The following is a 21,298-nucleotide window of genomic DNA, read 5'->3' as shown; positions in this document are numbered from 1 at the left end:
TCTATCCATTTTTCAGAAATTTATTGAGCATCCGTTTTGTTCCGTCCGGTTTTGCCTGCCCCCGGGTCTGCGGCAGCAAACTGAGCAGCCACGAGTGCAGCGCCCTGTTCAACGGCTGTTTGACGCCAGGCCGTTCCTGCGCCAAAACGCCCAGCCAGCTTGCCTCGGCAAGCTTAGCCTGATGAATGGCTGGCAGCAGGCACACCGGCTGCTCCGGTAGAACGCGCAGCCAGTGAGCGGTATGGCTTGATGCAACGGCTTTGTTAGCAATGCCGTAAACAGCCTTGCCCGCTTGTCGAAGCTCACTCAGGAGCCGGAGGTTGCGCCTTGCCGATGACAGCTCCAGCTTGTGCAGCAGAGGATCGGCTACATAAACCAACTCGGTAGCTATCCCTAGCAGCTCTCTGGCAGCAGGGCCCTGCCAGTCGGAGCCGATATCAATAAGAATGACGGGTCGTGCCAAGCCCTCAAATAGCTCCAGCCAGTATTCCTGCGCTCCGCGAAGACCGCTTCCTGAGCCGTTATTCTCATGGCGATATGTGCCTGAGCCAGGGCCTATGCTAGGCGCATAGAGACCGTCACCCATGATCGGACCCCCGTAGGTCTGGAGGTAATAAGCTGACGAAGCCGAGGCGTCAGCTACCCTCCCGGCACCGTAGGGAAGCGGTGTGCCGTCGGCGCTTCGTCCGCTGCCGGACTGCGCTGCTGAGGCGGCGGGCTGCGCGTACGGAAGCGCTTTGGCTGGCAGCCAAAGCGTGCAGCCGTCCGCCCACTGCGGCTCGCCGCCGCCCGCTTCGTTGTAGCAGCGGTAGCCTGCGGGCGCGTGCCTCTCGCCGTACAGCAGCGCGTACAGCTCCGGCTGCCGCCCCGGCGGCTCGAGCACCGCGTGCGGCACGCCAATCCCGTGCAGCGCACGGGCTATCGCCAGCGCCGCGAACGTCGCGCCGGCGCCGGCGTACAGCGCGCCTACCGCGATTATGCGCGGCGGCTGCGCCATGCCCGCAGCGCCTCCAGCCTCGGCTGCTTCGGCCCGCGCGTGCCCACGGGCTACTGCGTTGCTGCCCGGCACCTGGCGCTCCGCGCCTGCGGCTGCGCCGTCGTGCGCACGCTGCGCTGCCAGCACCTGCTGCAGCTCGCTGCGCACTTCCGCGGCTGTCTGGCAGCGCTCGTCGGGCTCAGTGCGCAGCAGCTTTTCCACGAGCGCTGTGAGGCTCGCCGAGAGCCCCGCGTCGTGCTCACGAAGGCGCTTATAAGCGGCACAATAATATTGACCGCCGCTCAACAAAAAGTACATTAACGCGCCAAGCCCATACAGATCGGTGCGCGAATCCGTCTGTCTCCCTTCGAACTGCTCAGGGGCGGCAAAACCTATGGTCCCGATGCTTACTGTATCGGCTATCTGCCCTGATTTGAAGCTGCGGGCAATGCCGAAGTCAATGAGGCGCACCCGCTCCTCTACATCGATCATTAAGTTAGTCGGCTTCAAGTCGCGGTAAATGATCGGTTCTGGTCTCCGGGTATGCAGATACTGAAACAAATCGCAAAGCTGCAATGCATAACCTATAACTTGACCTTCCGGCATCCTCTTGGCCTGTCTCTCAAAGCGTTGAAGCAATGTCTCCCCTTCGATGTAATCCATCACCAGATAACTGAAGCCCTCATTGCCTGCCGGATAAAAATCTACAATTTTCGGCAAATTCGGGTGGTTCAATCGAATCAGCATATCCGCCTCAGCCACACAAGCTAAAGCCTCCTTCTCAGTCGTCCTTGTTTCCTTCACTGCCCAGCGCTTGCCAGCGAGCCGTAAATCTTCTGCCAAATAAACAGTACTCATCCCCCCGCTTCCAAGTACAGTAACAATCTTGTACCGGTCCCCCAGTACATCTCCGGCATGTTTGCCTGACTGCTGATTAAGCATACACATCCCTCCAATCCCATCATTTGAACCTTTTGTATAGACACAAAAAAAACCGCCCCCCACCATGCGTTAACATGGGAGAGACGGTTCTTCCGCTCTATTTACCAATATTGACTATAAATTACCACATATTTCATGTTATTGCAACACGATTCGAGTATTTTTTTTCTTTTTCTTAAAGCTCCCAAACCCGTGACATGCGTTTCAGCACAGTATGACAGCCGGTCAAACTCTAAATAAAATGTATGCACTTAATTCTCATCAGTCATTTTATGTAAAATACATACAGTAAGTTAAATATGGGATGCTATATGAATGACTTGGATGTTATATGAAAATAAACATAAAAATTAGATTTACACCCTAATAATCATGTATAATTATTGTTATGAAAGCAGCTTACTATTATAGAGTTATTTACTTAATATTCGAATATTAAAACAATAGGATGGAGGCAAAGAAGCTATGAAATTGTTTTCCCCGATTACGATAAATGGGATGACGCTCAAAAACCGTATTGTTATGTCGCCGATGTGTATGTATTCATGCGCAGATCAATCCGGAAAGGTCCAAGATTGGCATAAGGTCCATTATCCTGCAAGAGCAGTCGGCCAAGTCGGACTGATTATCGTTGAAGCATCAGCAGTAACGGAGCAGGGCCGAATCTCACCTCAGGACCTTGGTATTTGGAGTGATGAGCATGTAGCAGGCTTGAAGGAGCTGGTCGGACTCGTGCAAGGTCAAGGCTCCAAAATCGCTATCCAATTAGCCCATGCAGGCCGCAAAGCAGTACTGGACGGTCCAATCATCGCACCATCAGCGATCGCCTTCAATGACAGCTCGAAAACTCCTGAAGCCATGAGTCTGGAGCAGGTAAAAGCTACCCAGCAATCTTTCATTCATGCAGCGCGGAGAGCCCAGGAAGCAGGATTTGATGCCATGGAGCTTCATGGGGCTCACGGTTATTTAATTAATGAATTTCTATCACCACTAGCCAACCACCGCACAGACATCTATGGTGGAGACCGGGACAATCGTTACCGCTTCCTTGGAGAAATAATTGATGGCATCCGCGCGTTTTGGAAAGGCCCGTTGTTTGTCCGAATATCTGCCAACGAGTACCATCCGGAAGGCAATCAGATCGATGATTTCATTTATTTTGCCGAACAAATGAAAGCACAGGGAATTGATCTAATCGATTGCAGCTCAGGCAGCGTCGTACCTACCAGAATCGATGCATATCCGGGCTATCAGGTTCCTCTCGCACATGCAATCAAAACATCTGCCAGCATCGCCACAGGAGCTGTCGGATTGATTACAGCGCCCGAGCAGGCCGAGGAAATTATCTCCAACGGTCGTGCCGATCTCGTACTGCTAGGCAGAGAGCTGCTGCGCGATCCATATTGGCCGCGAACTGCTGCCAAGCAATTAGGCGCTGAGCTTGCAGCGCCGAAACAGTATCAAAGAGGCTGGTAAGTAAAACGGCTTCAATAGCCTTATACTAAAAAAAGAACGCTCCTTTGCGGGAAAATGGATATTTTGACTCCACCATTTTTCCTAAAAAAAGGGGCGTTTTTTGTTGTAACAGTTGCGATATCCTATATTTCTTCATACATGCTTGGTTAATAAGGAAGAAAGCGGGAAAACTAAAAAGCACTCACTTTCGAGGAGCTAATTCCAGCATACGCCGGTTTGCCCTGGGCCTGATCTGGGAAGGAGAATCTAACACCATGTTGAAATTTTCGACAAAAATATTACTATTGATGTGCTGTATGTTAATTGGTTTAAGCGGCAATTTGAGCGCGGCCCAAACGCCAAAGAAAAATCGATTCTACTACGAGAAGCGAGGAGAAGTAGTATGGGAGGTACCGACCGATGAAAAGGTAATTGCATTGACCTTTGATGATGGTCCAGATCCAGAGGACACACCGCAAATATTGGAGCTGCTGAAGCAATATGAGGCCAAAGCAACTTTTTTCATTGTAGGAAATAAAGCGGAGGCATATCCTGAGCTTGTAAGCCGTGAAATTGCCGAAGGACATGAGCTGGCCAATCATACATACCATCACACTTACTTCAATCGTTCTTTTCCCGAGAATAAAATTTCCGAGGAAATAAGACGTGCGGAGGAGATCATTTTCAAAGCTTCCGGTCAAAAGTCCCACTTGTTCCGGCCGCCAGGCGGGTACTATAACGAAGCACTCGTCCAAACAGCGAGAAAAGCGGGCTACACGGTAGTTATGTGGTCCTGGCATATCAACACAAGAGACTGGGCTACGCCTGGGGTATCCAAGATTACAAGCACCGTATTAAATAATGTGAAAAATGGCGATATCGTGCTGCTTCACGATTGGGTTGAAGGGAAAACGCAAACGGTGGATGCACTTAAGCAAATTTTGCCGGAGCTCAAAAACCGGGGCTACCGTTTTGTAACGATATCGGAGCTGCTGACTTATCGTAAGCTAAGCCCAGTTAAGCAAATGGATTAAGAGTTACTCAGACGCTTAAACAACGGCCCTCCTGAAGGAAGACCGTTGTTTTATATTTATATGTTCTAACGACTTCCGTCTTCATGAAGCATTCCTTTAACCCGGTCTGCAAGTACCTGCATCATGCTGCGGAGCAAGTCGATATTTTGGAAGCAGAAGGAGAACACCTGATCTTTTTGAAGCTGAAGCAGTACAGTCTGACCTATCGCTGTGCAATCAGCAGAACGAGGGCCGCTATCGATAATAGCCATTTCTCCAAAATATTCCCCTTCGCCCAAAGTCGCAAAAGTTTCACTTCCTCTATGAACACGAACGTTTCCTTCAATGATTCCAAACATGGAGTCACCGAAATCACCTGCACTGCATATAGCTTCTCCTGCCTCGTATTCAACCTCGTCCACCATCTGCGCCAACCGAATGAAATCATCCTGGGTTAGGTGGGAAAACAGTTCAATCTTTTGTAGAATCAATACTCGGCGTAGAATTTTATTGTTATGTGTCGAATCGGCTACTGAGTCCGCATGTCCCAACTCGGCCGAAGCTGCAGCGGCTGCTTCTGGCAATGAAGATACAACTTGATGTTTATCAGCCCCGTCTTGTTGATCCGTCTCCTCCTTGGGCTGAGCACTGCGTTCAAGCATAGACCGCAAGCGGCGAGACAGCAATTTCATCATTTCCAGAGCCATTCCGGTTCGGTCGAACATCAACTCATACAATGCTGTGGAATCAAGCCGCCACAATTGAATGTCCTCTTCAACGCGGATTGTCGCCGTTCTTAATTTTTTGGTTAGAATAGCTGTTTGGCCAAAGCAATCCCCGGCTTCGAGTACACTAATCTTCTCTTGATTACGGTATACACCTGCTTTACCGCACTGAATTAAATATAGAGAATCTCCCGGATCACGCTCTTTGAATACGATAGCTCCGCTTGTTTCATTGATCTGTTTCAGCTGTTGGGCAATAAAAAACAAATCCCTGCTCGTCAATCCTTGGAACAAAGACACCTTCTTCAGCAAATGGACCCGCTCCATCTGGTCAGCCAGCCATTCTAATGAAATATCCTTGGATGCATCCAGCCGAGTTTTAAGCGCTGTGTTCTTCACAAGCCTTTTCTCCTGCATAACGTCCAGCTGAATCATTTGACGCAGCCACTCATCTCCATTCTCATAGAGCCATATCAGCTTTTCATCCTCTAAAGCTTCCTTCTTCATGGCAACTGTTATTGTTTTAGGAGACGACATGATCTTGATTATCTCCATACGGAGATTTCCGGACAGCATTTGATCCATAACCTCTGCTGCATTCGCTTGATGCCTCGCTTCTCCTTCAGACCAGTTAGCGTAAACCGCCTGAACGGTTTTGGACTCATAGACGAGCCCTATTAGCCCAAAAATACGCCCGGTCATCGACGACCGTATCTGATCTACCGCTTCCGAAATGGCTGTATAAGCTTTATTTCCAACGACTCCTGAACTCTGCTCCGCAAATTGCCAATATAGCTGGATTTCTTGGAGGATTAATTCCTCCACCAGCTTTTCGTCCACCTGCCGGATCCCATGACGCAAATTTCTCAAAGCTTCCAGCAGCTTATCGCGCATTTCATAATTCGAGTGGCGATAATGAATCAATAAGGTATCGAAAGCCCCTTGCGTTCCAATACGTTCGAAAACTTTGGGCAAATGCAGCAAAGATACGCCATCCTCAATGAAATAGGGCTCCAGCAGCCCTATGATAACTTTCTCATCATAACGGGCCAACGCTTCAATAGCATGCCGACGCGTCCGGCTATCCTGAAGCATAAGCACAATATGGGGTACTAAAGCAGGCACACAAAGCAATGCAGCAGATTCCAAGGCACAGATTCGTACCCTTGATGAGGTATCATTCAGCATCGGAACCAGCGGCTTGTAGAAGCTTTGGATTCCAATCCGTCCAAATAAGACGGCCATAGCCGTCCGTTCCTCTTCATCCGTACTCTCAATCAATTGCTTGAGTGTTCCAACAGCACGAAACATCCCCTCTATACCATAAAATTTTATTAATCCTGCTATCGCCCCCGCTTTAATCCCGACCTCATCCGCCTCAAGGTGAAGCGTTATTTGATCCAAATATTCTTCTTTGGAATAAGCAGCTAATGCCAATAAAGCTTGGGCTTTAACCTGAGGGTTAGATGAGCTTAGAAGCTCCTGCAATTCTTGCTCCAGCCCGGCCGGAGTCATTTGCTCGATATAGATGACAGCCTCTACACAGACCTCTGGATATGGATTGCGAAGCAGTGCCGGAATATGCGGAGATAAATCAAATCCATCCAACCCGCGTAAAATCTTTAAAGCATACATGACCTGATGCCTGTCCGAACTCTCTAATGCAGAGATTAGAATTTGTCTACTTGCAGGGTCCATTAAATCGAGTTCCGTTTCTTGAAGATCCGTCCCCCTCGTTTCCAAAGTAGACAGCAGCGTTTGCAAATAAGCCCTTTTTACTTTGACAGCCGCTACTACGCAGCAGGCGAGCAAAGCGAGAATGACATAACTAAACTGCCCTGCACTAAGCAGCGGAGATAATATAATTAGACTGATACCCGCTATTCCCTTGGCTCCATTTCGTACGACGCCGTCCAAAAAGCCTTTGGCCCGATTCCGCCATTCCGGAGAAATTGGAAACATAATCAATTGGCTTACCGAGGAATAAATGGTATCCCCAACTACCTTGTCGCTTCCCTTAACGATAACTGCCAGCGCAAGAACAGGCATCAATAGAACGCCCAAACTACCTGTAAACAAGGCAATAGGGAATACGAGAATGGCTGTCATAACTCCAAATCTCGTTAATAATTTACTTGCGACAAACAGCTGAACGAACAAGGCCAACAGCCCGGAAAATCCGTAAAAGCTCCCCATAAATCCGGCTAGAGCATCATTTTGCAGCGTGTTTCTAAGAATGACCTTAAATTGATAATCGACAAAAGTGAGCGAAAGCACCAAGGTTGCCGACATAATTGCAACGTACTTCAGGTGAGGGACATTTTGAAACAAGCCAGCCTTTTGTTCCCCCTGCCGCTTACGTTCATTGGTCGGTTTCTTCGATCTTGCTTTCGATGTTGAAAATAATTCCTCCGGGTCTTTACTCATTCCAATAACACGATACACAGCTATCAATGCCAGTAATTGGAGTGCTGCATAAAAATAGATTAAGTTGGCCGTACCTGTCAGCGGAACTAACAGCTTTAATCCAAAACCGCTAATAATTCCCCCAATGATCCCTCCGCTCCCAACCAAACCAATCATCCGTTTCACCTTTCGCTGGTCCATCACAGAGGTGGCAAATTGCCAGAAGATAACGATCATCAGAAAATTAAACACATCGTATATCACATAGATAACAGGATAAACCCATGTGTAATCTTGACCTACCCCTACTCTGGAGATGAGTACCAGCAGGGAAACGATAGGAATCAAAGCTTTGATCAAACGATCCAAACGAAAACGACTGCCAAACCTTTGAAATAAAAATCCAATTAAAATAAGCGCAGCCGATTGAGGCAAATACATGATGGATAATTGAGAGGCGTCAAACCGCGATAGAAACAGGGCATCTGCTGAAGTCCGTCCTAACGTGGATGCCGATACTACGCAAAACAAATAGCCAAACAGCCATAGTACCTTCGTATATTCTTCCTTATCCTCTGTAAACCTCTGAGCTGCCTTTACCATCGTCTTACCTGTGAAAAGCTTGAGCATGAGGCTTACTCTCCATTCTTTTCATTAAATGAACGTGACTTTATTTTACATAATTGTACTATAAACTTAGTTCCAAGGTACTAGTATTTTATAAGATTATACCAGTTAAAATTATCCAGTCTCTATTTACATAGTTTATCTATCTCTTATTAAAGAAAGCTTTATAGAGTTGATGATTACGCCTGTACACGGTTAATAGTAAGCAAACTCATTTGGCTGAAACAATTTGTCTCCCGGTTTGTATAAGTTGTTGACAGGCCATTGAGGCATCCTGTATAGTAATTACACATATCATTTATACGATCGCTTACAACGGAAGCACCGGTAAGAGAAGGCTAATTGCCTTTCTTATCGGTGCTTTTTTTGCTGCAATCCGGTACCTCACATTCCATTCATAACTAAGGAGGAATTCAATGAACACTAGATCAATCTTCATAGCTTTGCTCGCCGCTTCTATACTTGCTTCCAGTATCCCTACTACAGTAACCGCTGCCCCTATTAAATTCACAACCTCCGTCAAGTCATCTCTCGATAAAACAATTGCAGCTGCAGCCCCTAGTCAAGCGGATAAAATTAGCTCGCTGTACGATCAACTACTCACGGTTCAGAAACAATTGCAAGACTGGGATGTAGAAATCAAAGAGCTCCACACTCGAAACCAGGATACTTCGGCGGCTCTCAATAAAGAAATTCAACAAATCGATGCCGAAAGCTTAGACAAGCTCGAATCCGAAGTTACACAATTACGAGAACGGTACAAAGCACTATTCTCCCATTACAGCTCTTTGAACAAGCAGATTGAAGCAGCCAGAGCACTGAAAAGCAAGGACTTAACCAATCTGTTCCAATTCCAAGTTAATCTCATAAAAATCCCTGTTCAAGCAGCCCGTATAAACATCAATACCAAAGAAAATGAATGGCGGGCAGCCAAGGAAAATGCAGCCAAAAAGAAGAAAGAGCTTCGAGGCAGATTGGAAGAAATCACCCCCGTTAATCTGGAAATTAAAAATAAGCGAAGTGCAATCAAAACTAACGAAACCGATATAACCACAGTGTGGAATACGTTTAAACAAGCAGCCAAAAATAACGATCCCCACACCGTTCTGGACACGCTCGCATCCCTGATATCCTTATCCCATCAAATCAATGAGGAGAAGCAAGCCATTTTCAATCTTGAAAACAAGATCAGCAATATTATTTCGGCAGCGAAGGCACAAATGCCATAAAGGCCAATTGCATCAGCATTTTCGGTATCGAGCTTAATCCCGGATGTCGTCAACCTGCTAGATTTATTATAAAACACATCAATAAAAGAATAATAAAAGAAATCAGCACTTTGACAAAGTCATTCGATTTTGTCTCCGTGCCGTGCCCTGCTCAGCTGTAGACAAAACCTTAAGAACGGCAATGCTAACGCACACGACTGTATTCGAATTATTCGATTCGAAGTCATTACCTCTTCCTAAAACCTGCTTCTATACATCCTTTTGGCTTGCATATCGGCAGTCTTCTTGAATTCATGCAAATGTGCATTTATTTTTTCATTCTTAGCTGGACCGAAGAGTTTGCCATGAAAATTGATGTATTTTTGCAGGCATGTTCTTCTCAACAACAATTTTGTTAGAAAATAACTGCATGTTTGCAGGATTTTTGGGAACATATGTTCCAATGGGGATCAAGCACTGATTTCGAGGTTTAGCCATAAAAGAACAATAAAAGAAATCACCACAAAAAAGCCCAAACCCACGCAGAATCAAGCCTTAGCGGGTTTGGGCGATATCCGATTTATTTATTTTTTGGGTTGATATTATCCACCATTGGATTTGATTATCATCAACTTCAGATCAATCACAAGTCCTGCTTCCTCCATAAAATCACGTACTCCTATAACGTTCACGTGCTACCAGCTCGGGTCTAGAAGTATGAAAAAAAACAATACTCATGATGAGGTCCTTCACGATGTAATTCACTATAACGATGTAAAGCTTCGTGGAATCGATAAATGACCGATTCAAGCCGAAGTAACCCTCAGCCTCCCGCTGCTTTCCCCAGGCAATCGAATGTCCAGCACACCATCCTCAGCGGATTGGACATCCACAGGGTTCCCGTTCCAAGTGACCTTGTAGCTGCCGCCTGCTTTCATGCAGGCCAAAAGCGAATGAGTACGATCGGCTGCACCAAAATAACGAATTTCGGCGGTAAGCTCCGAATTATCCACGCTAAACTCCTTGTGCTCCAGCCAAACATCGTAGCCGCAGGTGAGTGTCCCTGGTCGGTGATAGGCGGCAAACCAGCTTAGCACCGGGGCGGAAAGTCCACCGAAGTGATGCCACCCTGCTCCTCTTCCGGATTGGACGATAAAATGCTCATAGCAGTTATAGGTCTCGCCTGTCTCCGTCTTCCATAGCTCAAGCGCTGTACGGGCGATCCTATGTGCCGGTTCGCTGTAGCCCAGGCTGAGGAGCATTTTCCAGTAAAACCATTGATGCGGCATCCAGACGGCGCCATTCCAATAGCCATCCTTTTTGTAATAAGCAGCGCTCTGATCGACAGCTGTTAAGCCGATAGGGCTCCATAAACGACTGCTGTCAGATATATATCCAAGTAGACGACGTTCTTGTTCGGGATTGCATATACCCGCTACGAGCGGATAAGCTCCATCGAGCCCCATATTGTAGTTTTGCCCGCTTTCATGGCGCAGCAATCCATTCGGTTGCCCCTTCGTATCGTGCATAATATAACCGAAATAACCGCTCTCTTCATCCCATGCATAATCCTGGATTGCTTTTCCAAAAAGAGCTATGTCTCCCTCATATTCCGCAACGTCCTCTTCAAGTCCCCCTATTGCTGCTGCCGCCATTTTTAAAATTTTGGCAATACGGATAGCATGGCTTGTGTTGGACACTGGAGCAGCTTCAGCCGTCAACCGGCTTCGATGAACTTCAACCTGAGGAGCATAGTCATCCCAACCACCGGAATTATAGAAATAATCCCATGTCTTCAGCAGGCCCGAGGATAATACTCTTGTGGTTGAGCTCCCAAGCTTGCCTGCATAGAACAGATAGTACTGCCTAAGCCTTGGATAAAAATAATTCAACAGCTCTTTGGATTGTGTCTTATTCCAAATCTCCAGAAACAAATAATGCTGTACAGGAACCATACTGCCATGGTGAATGAACGCGGCGTGCGGATCTCCTGGCTCAGTAACGTACGCATTTAAACATTCCAACGCCCGCTCCATGTCCAGTTCCGCCAGGCCGATCCCGATAAACCCGGAATCCCAAGTGTACAGGCTGTCCCACCAACGCCCTGGAGTACTGTGACGAATATAAGAGCGCTTTGTATAAACCGGATAAACAATATTCGTAGCGAGTGTTGCTTCCATTAATTGTTGGCTCAAACGGTACGGCTCGCCGGACGGATTGTACGTTTTCTTCATGGCCTGCAAAGATTTCTCCTTCAACGATGCGAAAACCGTCTCACATCTCTTCGGATCAATCAGACTGGAAGATAGCTGCCGCTCTACCTCGTCCTTGCTGCCGCTGCACACCATTCCATGTATAAGCTTGCTGGAATGCGGAGCCAAAGGAATCGGTCTCAAATATACATTGGTGAAATGGCCTCGCCCTTCTCCCTTAAATACAGAACTAGTATGATGATGCACATTGTGACGCATAAAACGATCGAGCTCATCACAATGAAATTCCCGCACCTCGTAGTCCTCATAAGCCCAGAGCAGCCCATAATAGTGATCGATTCCCTCATATTTCAGCAGCAGACTGTTCGGAACTGGCCCCTGGATTATTTGTGGATGCGCCTCGTCCGACTCAGGTATAAATCGCACTTGATCAAGCCTATTTTGCTCTGCAATGACAAACCCGTCAAACTCCGCTGAGACGGTGAAAGCATTACCCCTGCTGTAGCTGCTGCTGCCACCAGCGTTATTGTTGCCAACGTTACTACCTTCACCAGCTGTAAAAATAAGCTCATAATGCCCTGCCTCAAGCGCTCCTAAGCTTACACTTGCTTCAGCCAGCTCACCTGTCCCGGTAAGCTCTATGGAAGCATCAATCATACCGCCTAGCCGAATACTTAGATGCTGCCCTTCCTTCATTCGGAAGCGCAGCAGAAGCACAGCTTGCTCCAACGGCTTGGCAGCCACAACCGTGTAGGAAACCCGGTCCCCCGGTTCTCTCCCGAAACGAAGCGCAGAGCCTCCGACTAATCCTTGACCGCGTGCTTCGCCACGAAAAAAGCCGTCGTATACCAGATTGTCACTCGGCTGCGGCGTTGCGTAGGATAACGCCGCATAGTCCAGTGCATTCGTCCACAATGCCCCCTCCGGAAGCTCCGGGCGGACTGTCCGCAGCAGTTCTCCATGACCACGCACCTGCGGGAAATGCATCGAGGCCATGTAATGCAGCACAACATTCTGCTCAGCTTCGGTCCGGTTGACGAATTCACACCGGACCAGCCTTGCATTCTCGGACATCTCGGCATAGGTAATATCCGTATAAACCTGATCCTTCCATTCCAGCTCATGCCTATGCGTAAACCAGCTAAGATCAGGTGACGCTTCCCATGGATGGTAACCCGACTCCCACATCACATTAGGTACGTCTACCTTTCTGCGGTAAAAACCTGGGAATACACTCAAATCAAAGCGTAAGCCTCTGTCAGCGTCCGCAATATGCGAAATGCCTATGTATTTCTTCGTGTACGGTCCCCATAAGGGAAGCTGCTTCAAGTCATGCGTTCCAACCAAATGCTCCATGTTCACCACTCCTTAACGAAATAGGCATTGCATAGAGCAATGCCTACTCCAACTATTTATTTATGTGTACTCTTATACCAGTCGGTCGCTTCTTTAATAATTTGATCCCCACCGCGTTTTTTCCAATCCTCGACAAACTTATCGAACGCATCCGGTGATTCCTTGCCGGTTATGACTTTCGCAGCCAGCTCCAGCCAGAGGCCGTCTCTTGAGAGCTCCGGACGAGCTTGTGCAGTCGGCAGCGCCGGCATACCCAGACCATCGTTTTTGCGTCCTTCCTTCGCAGCCACATCCATCGCTCTCATTACAAGGTCGCCGGATGGACGATTTTTCATAAATTCCGCATCACTCAAGTGGGAAGGCCCTACCATGCGCAGCCAGGTCAGATGCATTTCTTCTCTATAGATGTCTTCCTGCTTCTCCGGATATTTGTACTTGATCTTTCCGCCCTCTAGCGTATAGTCGTCTCCTTCTATCCCGTAGGTAAGAAACTTTTGAGCTTCATCCGAGTAAAACCAATCCAGAAATTTTATAGCATTTTCCGGATTTTTCGTTGTTTTCGGGATGACCCATACGCTGCCGCCAACGGCGGAGCTGATGCCTAAGCCGCCTTTACCGTCAGGTCCAACAGGCGCCGGAATGATTTCCAATTGAGCCGTTGGTGTCCCTGTCCTTACCTCAGCTGCCCATTTATCCGCTAATCTAGGACCGTGGATCCATAAGCCAACAATCCCCTGACCTTTAATTTTCGCATCCCAATCCTTAGGCTTTTGCACGAATACTTCATTGTCCAGCAGCTTTTGTTCATAAAGCGTCCGGTAAACCGCCAATGCATCCTTCATCTTCGGTCGGATCAGGTTCGGAATCAACTGTCCGTTCTCAAACTTCCAGTCTGCCGGCATGACATCGTAAGCTCCGAAGAATGCCTCGGTAAATGCCAGCTTCTCGCGTCCGGAGAATGGAATCTCATCTTGCTTTCCGTTACCGTTCGGATCCTTGTCTCTAAACGCTTTCAACATTTCGATATATTCGTCTACCGTTTTCGGCGGCTTCAGCCCGAGCTTATCCAGCCAATCCTTACGGACCATCATAACGTTGCCGTTAGGCGTCGCATTTACTGTAGGAATACCGTATATTTTACCGTCTTTGCTGACGGAGGCGAAATCCCATGATTCCTTCGGGATGTTCTTTTTCAAATTAGGTCCGTATTTGTCAATCAACTCATTCAGCGGAATTAATACGCCAGTATCGATAGCCGGAGCCACTTCAGGCTTATTAATGCCATGTGTTTGCAGCAAGTCCGGCAGCTCGCCACCGGCAAACAGCAACGTCAGCTTTTGATCGAATTCACGGTGCGGAATTAACTCCAGGGTCACATCAGTTTTAGAAATTTCACGGAGCTTTTTCGTATACTTGTCTTCATTAATGTTCGCGGAGCCCTCAATATATTGCAGCCCTTCCGTACCAATTCCTACCTTCAGCTTAACCGGCTTGCTGTCCGTCTTTCCCTGCGGATTAGTTTGACCCTTAGTATCGCCGCCTGATGAGCAGCCAGCCAAAGTCCCTGCAGCCAAAGCCGCGGATAATGCAAGCATCGTCATTTTTTTTCTCATGTGACCCTTCTCCTTTATAATTATAATGGAATTCTATATCAACCTTTCACTGACCCCAGCATCGCGCCTTTTATAAAATGCTTTTGAATCAGCGGGTAAACCAACAAAATCGGGATAGTAGCAACCATAATCGTTGCCATTTTAATGCCTTCCATCGATTGCAGCGTCACGTTCACGCTTTGCATAAGCGCTTCGGTATCACTGTCAACGAGCAGCTGGCGAAGCTTTACCTGAAGAGGAAACAAGCTGGGATCCCGGATGTACATAATTGCGCTGAAGTAGCCGTTCCAATGACCAACCGCATAGAACAATCCAACGGTGCTTAAGGATGGAAGCGACAGCGGAAGCACGATACTCCACCAGGTCCGGTACTCATCACAGCCGTCAATCCGAGCAGCCTCAACAAGTCCTTCAGGTATCTCACGGAAAAAGGAAATCATAATGATCAAATTGAAAGCGCTTATCGTTCCGGGAATAATAAGAGCCCACAGCGAATTGAGCATCCCTAATGATTTGATGAGCAAATAACCTGGAATCAATGGAACTTGAAAAATCATCGTGAAAACGATCAGCAGCAAAATAAAGGAACGGCCCTTCAGCTCATTTTTGGACAATCCATAGGCCATCAGTGAGGTAAAAAACAGATTGAAAATCGTTCCGCCCACTGTCAGCAGCATCGTCACACCAAAGGATTTCCATATGGCCGCGTTCTGGAGAACGGCTTCGTAATTAATCAACGTCCACTCTACCGGAAAAATACTAACTCGGCCTTGAGATATTGCATTTCCGCTGCTCAATGAACCTGCAAAAATATGTAAAAAAGGAAGCAGCATAGCTAAACCGGTAAAGGTAAGAAACAAATAGTTGCCATAAATAAACGCACGGCGTGAAGCATTTTCCTTGATCAAAGTACCGCTCTCCTTTCAGTAATCAATAAATCGAATTTCCGGTTGTTTTCTTGCTTAATTGATTCGCTCCAACAACCAGAATGACACCGACAAGTGATTTGAATAATCCGATAGCCGTTGTATAGCTATACTGCCCACCCAAGAGACCAATGCGGTAAATGTAAGTATCTATAATCTCGCCCGTCTCCGTCACGAGAGGATTCAGCAGCATATAAATCTGCTCAAAGCCGAGGTCAAGCACGTTGCCAACTCTTAACAGCAGCAGCACCATAATAGTCGGCAGGAGTGAGGGCAGTGTAATGCTAAAAGCTTGCTTCAGCTTACCCGCTCCGTCGACTTCAGCAGCTTCATACAGCTCTGGATTGATGCCCGCTAGTGCTGCAAGGTAAATGATCGTACCCCAGCCCACTTCCTTCCAAATGGCAGAGATAACGACGATCGAACGGAAATAGCCGGGCTCCTGCATAAAAAATACCGGTTCCTTGCCCATCCACCTCAGTATGTCATTAATCATCCCTGAGCTTGGTGACAAGAAGTTGATGACAAGCCCTCCAACAATGACCCAAGACAGGAAATGCGGAAGGTAAAGGACGGTTTGTATCGTGCGTTTGAAAAACATCCGGCGAACTTCATTCATCAGCATAGCCAGAGCGATAGGAGCCGGAAACCCCAACACGATTTGATAAATACTGATCAGCAGCGTATTCTTCAGTACTCTCATAAATTCGGGATACGTAAACAGATTGTAAAAATGCTTAAGCCCGACAAGCTTGCTGCCAAAAATTCCATTAAACACGTTGTAATCCTGAAATGCGATAACTACGCCGGTAAGTGGAATATATTTGAATAAAATAAAATAAATCAGCCCAGGAAGCACCATCGAATAAATTTGCCAATGTTTGTACCAATACGACTTTCGCTTCGAGACTGTGACCGGAATGGAGACTGCTGGTTCCGGTGCTGTGCTATTCTTTCTTAACTCCATTATTTCTCTCCCTCCCCTTCACACTGTTTATTGTAACCGCTGTCATTTCAAACGACCATGTGTTTAAAGATAACAAGTTGTGCTTTTTTGACACATTCGATCCTCCTAAGTTCTAAATATAAATAAGACGTGCAAATGCTGCACGTCTTATTTATTGCTTAACCGTTTCTTATAGTCGTTGGGCGATAACCCGCAATATTTTTTGAACGATTTGGAAAAATGCGGGTAGTCCGTGTAGCCTACAGTAAAGGCGACCTCGTATGTCTTGCTCTCTGCAGCTTCCAGCAGCTCCTTGGCTCTCTCCATACGAAGCTTAATGACGTAATCAATGAAGCTAAGTCCAAGCTCATCTTTGAAGCATCTGCTGAAATAAGAGTCGGACATACCGGCCTCATTCGCAGCATGGGAAAGGGACAGATGCTCATTCGTATAATGAGCTAAAATATATTCAACCGCCTTCTGGATGCTCTGATTTTGTCCCCAATTACGCATATTACGAATCTGATCTACGTAGGCCGCAACACTCTCTCCCGCACGAAGCAGCAGCTCCTCGGCAGAGACAGCAGCAGGAGTGAGCAGCGGCTTCGGAAGCTCCTGCAATTTACCGCTGCTCTGGGCAATAAGCTCGGCTTCTGCCAAGACAAGCGCATCCTCCAGCTGCTCGGAGCATTGCGCGACGGTCAATCCGCGACTCAACAGCTGCTGCTGATAATCCGTCAGGTGCCGCAGTGCTTCCGTCTCTCTAACCATCCACAAGTCATCGGCAATTAAGGCGGCAATACCTCTGCATTCCCAGAGCCTCTGTCCCCGTTCCTTGATGCTTCTCCCTCGCTGCTCCAAACGCGCTGCCGCTTTGCCCAGCAGATCCTCCAGCTGCTCCTGCCGGATCGGCTTGAGCAAATAATCCATGATCCCTTGGCGCATGGCCTGCTGCGCGTATCCAAAATCATCATAGCCGGATAAAATGACAATTTCCGTTACCTGTTCCCGGCTGCGGATTTCTTTAATAAGCTCCAGGCCATCCATAACCGGCATGCTTATATCGGTGATGATCAAGTCTGGCTTCAGCCGCTCCCATAGAGCCAGCGCCTCGCTCCCATCTTCCGCTTCACCCAAGACGTGAAATCCATGTGAACTGTCATTAATTAGTTTAGTCAGACTGCGCTTGATCATCACTTCATCATCAACTATTAATACGTTGTACATCTTCTTCACCCTCTCTCCAGTTGATCATTTTGAGCCGCATCTCGATAAGGGTTCCTGTCACATCGGACTTGACGATATATAACCCATAGGACGGTCCAAAGCTAATTCGGATGCGTTGATGTACATTCCATAGACCAATGGTATCAAAGACTCCGCTAACATCCCCGTTTTGCGGCAGCCCTCTGCTATCGTCCATCATAAAGGCTTCATTGTACCGTTCCATAAGCTTGCTGTCCATTCCTTGCCCCCGGTCTTCAATGCACAGCATATATTGCCCATCCTGGAGCCTGCCGCTAATCCCTATGTAGCTTGGCTTTTGCTTGTGAGCTTGATAGCCGTGCTTAAACGCATTCTCCACAAGCGGCTGAATCATTAGCCGTACTGCTTGTATTTGAGAAAGCAATTCGTCCTCCACACGAATCTCTACTTGTAGAGCATTGAAGCGCTCCTGTTGAATTTCCAGATAGGTGCGAATATACCGGATTTCATCCATTAACGTGACCGCTTGCCCAGGGTTACCAACGCTGTATCGGAAAATATCCGCCAATGAGGTAGCCATCCGGCTAATGGGCTGAACATCCTCGATAATCGCATAGGAGTTAATAATCTCCAAAGTATTATAGAGAAAATGAGGATTGATCTGCGATTGCATTACCTGCAAAGCCGATTCCCGCTGACGTATTTCCATCTCCCGCTCCTTCATATGGGAAGTCTGCACTTCCTGAATAAGCAGGCCAATTTGACTGACCATACGGTTGAATCCCCGATTTAAGCCTCCCAATTCATCATTCCTTCTCTCAGGAGCCTTAACGCTGAGGTCTCCTTCTTCCGCACGTCGCATAAGCCGCTGCAAATGGGATAATGAACGGGTTAAATAGAAAGAGAAGCCTCCCGTTATCATTAACGCCAGTCCTACCAGCAGGAGGCCGACCCATAGGGTAACATTCCTCAGGCCAATCATTTTTCCATTCAATTCTTTTAATGATACTTCGGAAACCAGAGTCCATCCCGTCATCTGGGAGCGTTCATATATAATAAGCCGATTGTCGCTCTGAGCCTTCTCCACGTAGTACCCTCTCTGGCTAGCCTTCAGCATTTCACTGAGCTTGGGTGTTTGAGCGGGCACTCCCCACTTCTCCCTCTGAGGGTGGTAGACGATCCGTCCATCCGCATCCATAATCCATACGAACCCGCTTTCCCCCAGCTTGATCTTCTCGCAAATTTTAATGATTTCATTGAGCCTGGCATAAACGATCAGCATCCCGTTGGATTGATAGGAGACCGTATCCAAAAACTTGCGGGCAATCGTCAAAACAGGGATTGAATCCATATATTCGATGCCCACAATCCGGTAATTCCGATCACCCAACAGCGCATCCTTATACTGTTCATAGCTTGCTTTGGCAGCCGTAGCACTATAACTTGCGGTAGCAATGCCATTCTTGGATACAATCGATAGACCATAAATATCAGGGCGTCCGAAAGTAATGTTTGGAAACAGCTCGTCGGATATTTTTTTGCTGATGAGGAACCTTTCGTACTGGTCCTCAGGCCCAAGCTTCATGAAGGATTGAATCTGCGGATGCAGCAGCAGCGGGTAGGTTATTCTTTCCAGGTCGGAGAAATACCCATCCAGCTGAGAATTGATTTGCCCCATTAGCTGCTCACTGTAATCGATTGCGTTATGCTCAATGCTCTCAGAAGCCTTTACATACCAAAGCGTGCCAAAGGTAAGCAGCGGAACACATAAAAAGAAAAGAATAAGCAGCACCAGCTTCGTTTTTATTGATAGCGCTTTCTTGTTAAACAATTCTCCACCTCGCTGCGGCTGCAGATTAATAATAATGTCTATTAAAAGTAGCACGAAATGGTTATGGTGGGAAGTGCCTAACCCTTTTACCCTATAACCAGTTAGCACACCTAAAATGTTGGAAGGACTCTTGGTATAGACAGACACCCATTTGGGCTATTCCGCATACTCTATCCAATAATGAAAATATCGTAATTTACAAATCTAATCCTTACAAGGAGGGGGAACCATGCAAATTCACGTCGTGCAACAGGGTCAGTCACTCTATCAGATTGCGAATACTTATGGGGTGACGGTTAAGGAAATAACCGATGCCAATGAAATTTCTGCCGAAAAATCGCTAGTCGTAGGACAGGCATTAGTCATTCCTATAGTTGGAACGTATTATTGGGTGCAGCCTGGCGACAGTTTATACAGCATAGCCAACAAATTAGGCGTCCCTGTTCAGACATTGGCATCAGTCAACCATTTAAACACGAATCAGTCACTAAATGCCGGAATGAGACTCTATATTCCACCAGCACCGCACCGTAAAGCAGAAGTTAATGCCTATCTTGAGCCTAGAGGACATGAAATTTCCTCCGAGCTGCTGCAGTCCGCAAGGGATACCGCACCTCATTTGACCTATCTTGCTCCCTTCAGCTTTCGCATCAATCGAGACGGATCTCTGCAAGCGCCGCCTTTGAATGGTCTCAATGGAATTGCCCGCCAGCACAATGTTACCTTAATGATGGTCGTAACCAATTTGGAGAAGGACCAGTTCAGCCCCGAGCTTGGCTCCATCATTTTGAATGATGAACAGGTGCAGAACCAATTGCTGAATAATATAATACAAACAGCAAAAGATCTGAATTTTCAAGACATACACTTTGATATCGAACATCTTCATCCGGATGATAGAGACGCTTATAACCGCTTCCTTCGCAAAGCTTCCGGCATGCTGCATCGCGAAGGTTTTCTGATGTCAACTGCTCTGGCTCCCAAAACAAGCTCGGCTCAAACAGGCGCATGGTATACGGCTCATGATTATAAAGTGCATGGGGAAGTTGCTGACTTCGTTGTCATTATGACCTATGAGTGGGGATATAGCGGTGGTCCACCTATGGCTGTTTCGCCTATCGGTCCGGTTCGCAAGGTTTTGGAATATGCGATCAGTGAAATGCCTGCTTCCAAAATCATGATGGGACAAAATTTATACGGATATGATTGGACATTGCCGTTCGTACAAGGCGGTCCATTTGCCAAAGCCTTAAGTCCGCAAGCTGCCATCGATTTGGCCAGAAATCAGCATGCACGAATCGAGTACGATTATGTATCGCAAGCTCCGCATTTCAGTTATTGGGATCATTCCGGCAAGCAGCATGTCGTTTGGTTCGAGGATGCGCGTTCCATCCAAGCCAAGTTTAATTTATTGAAGGAATTAGGACTTCGAGGAATCAGCTACTGGAAGCTCGGGCTGAGCTTTCCGCAAAACTGGCTGTTGATCGAGGATAACTTCAATGTGGTTAAGAGATAAGCTGATCCATCTATCATAATCTTAGAGAGGCTGTCCCAAAAGAATATCATTGAATGAGTCAGTCCCAAACTATGTACAAAGACGCCTCCAAAACCACCATGTAAGCGGAAATGGAAGCGTCTTTTTCATAGGGAAATTCCCATCAGAGGAGACCATGATTTGTCGGGCGGCTGCGGAAGGAAAGAAAATAGATGGAAATTGTAACGCTAATCCAGCGTGGATATCGCCTGAAATCAATCTAACTGGAAAAACTCAGGCTGTCGAATTAAGCGCTTTCAATATCTCTCAAATTTTAATCCATACACCCTATTTCTCAATAGTGTTCTCGCAAAGCTCAAT

Annotated in this window: 12 protein-coding genes; 4 read left to right on the top strand and 8 right to left on the bottom strand. The window is 47.1% G+C overall.

Annotated elements, in window-relative coordinates; genetic code table 11:
• Position 1: 1 nt before the first annotated feature.
• Complete coding sequence (locus tag ACFQ0C_RS33460; protein ID WP_379373455.1) at positions 2–1,918, bottom strand: serine/threonine protein kinase; 1,917 nt, start codon at positions 1,916–1,918, stop codon at positions 2–4.
• A gap of 465 nt (positions 1,919–2,383) precedes the next feature.
• Between ACFQ0C_RS33460 and namA the strand changes: the two genes are divergently transcribed.
• Positions 2,384–3,394: an NADPH dehydrogenase NamA gene (gene namA / locus ACFQ0C_RS33455; protein WP_379373453.1), complete on the top strand. Its 1,011-nt coding sequence runs from the start codon at positions 2,384–2,386 to the stop codon at positions 3,392–3,394.
• Between the two features lie 254 nt (positions 3,395–3,648).
• Positions 3,649–4,407, top strand: a complete 759-nt coding sequence (locus ACFQ0C_RS33450; protein WP_483875020.1) for a polysaccharide deacetylase family protein — start codon at positions 3,649–3,651, stop codon at positions 4,405–4,407.
• 65 nt (positions 4,408–4,472) lie between these two features.
• On the opposite strand, the gene ACFQ0C_RS33445 is transcribed toward ACFQ0C_RS33450, so the two are convergent.
• On the bottom strand, positions 4,473–8,147 hold the full coding sequence (locus tag ACFQ0C_RS33445) for an Npt1/Npt2 family nucleotide transporter (protein ID WP_379373451.1): 3,675 nt from the start codon (positions 8,145–8,147) through the stop codon (positions 4,473–4,475).
• Between the two features lie 413 nt (positions 8,148–8,560).
• Here ACFQ0C_RS33445 and ACFQ0C_RS33440 point away from each other — a divergent pair, with 413 nt between their 5' ends.
• Positions 8,561–9,373, top strand: coding sequence for a hypothetical protein (locus ACFQ0C_RS33440; RefSeq protein WP_379373449.1), 813 nt, complete (start codon positions 8,561–8,563; stop codon positions 9,371–9,373).
• Positions 9,374–10,158: 785 nt separating this feature from the next.
• Here ACFQ0C_RS33440 and ACFQ0C_RS33435 read toward each other — a convergent pair.
• From ACFQ0C_RS33435 to ACFQ0C_RS33410, 6 genes are all read right to left on the bottom strand, one after another.
• On the bottom strand, positions 10,159–12,921 hold the full coding sequence (locus tag ACFQ0C_RS33435; protein ID WP_379373447.1) for an MGH1-like glycoside hydrolase domain-containing protein: 2,763 nt from the start codon (positions 12,919–12,921) through the stop codon (positions 10,159–10,161).
• 56 nt (positions 12,922–12,977) lie between these two features.
• Positions 12,978–14,534, bottom strand: a complete 1,557-nt coding sequence (locus ACFQ0C_RS33430; protein ID WP_379373445.1) for an extracellular solute-binding protein — start codon at positions 14,532–14,534, stop codon at positions 12,978–12,980.
• 38 nt (positions 14,535–14,572) lie between these two features.
• Positions 14,573–15,442 carry a carbohydrate ABC transporter permease gene (locus ACFQ0C_RS33425; RefSeq protein WP_379373443.1) on the bottom strand — a complete coding sequence of 290 codons (870 nt, stop codon included), beginning with the start codon at positions 15,440–15,442 and terminating at the stop codon, positions 14,573–14,575.
• A 22-nt stretch (positions 15,443–15,464) separates the two neighbouring features.
• Positions 15,465–16,427 carry an ABC transporter permease gene (locus ACFQ0C_RS33420; protein ID WP_379373441.1) on the bottom strand — a complete coding sequence of 321 codons (963 nt, stop codon included), beginning with the start codon at positions 16,425–16,427 and terminating at the stop codon, positions 15,465–15,467.
• A 147-nt stretch (positions 16,428–16,574) separates the two neighbouring features.
• A complete protein-coding gene (locus ACFQ0C_RS33415) occupies positions 16,575–17,633 on the bottom strand; it encodes a response regulator transcription factor (protein WP_379373439.1) in 1,059 nt (352 codons plus the stop codon).
• The gene (locus ACFQ0C_RS33410; RefSeq protein ID WP_379373437.1) at positions 17,611–19,443 is read right to left on the bottom strand and encodes a sensor histidine kinase; all 1,833 of its coding nucleotides are present in this window, start codon (positions 19,441–19,443) and stop codon (positions 17,611–17,613) included. The genes ACFQ0C_RS33415 and ACFQ0C_RS33410 overlap by 23 nt, the downstream gene beginning before the upstream one ends.
• Positions 19,444–19,672: 229 nt before the next feature.
• Here ACFQ0C_RS33410 and ACFQ0C_RS33405 point away from each other — a divergent pair, with 229 nt between their 5' ends.
• Positions 19,673–20,959: a glycoside hydrolase family 18 protein gene (locus tag ACFQ0C_RS33405; protein WP_379373435.1), complete on the top strand. Its 1,287-nt coding sequence runs from the start codon at positions 19,673–19,675 to the stop codon at positions 20,957–20,959.
• The last annotated feature ends 339 nt before the right edge of the window (positions 20,960–21,298 follow it).

The sequence above is a fragment of the Paenibacillus sp. GCM10027630 genome (assembly GCF_042676305.1).
Taxonomy (GTDB): domain Bacteria; phylum Bacillota; class Bacilli; order Paenibacillales; family NBRC-103111; genus Paenibacillus_S.
Note: the sequence above shows the minus strand (reverse complement) of the source record. Positions and strands in the feature narration are given on the sequence as shown.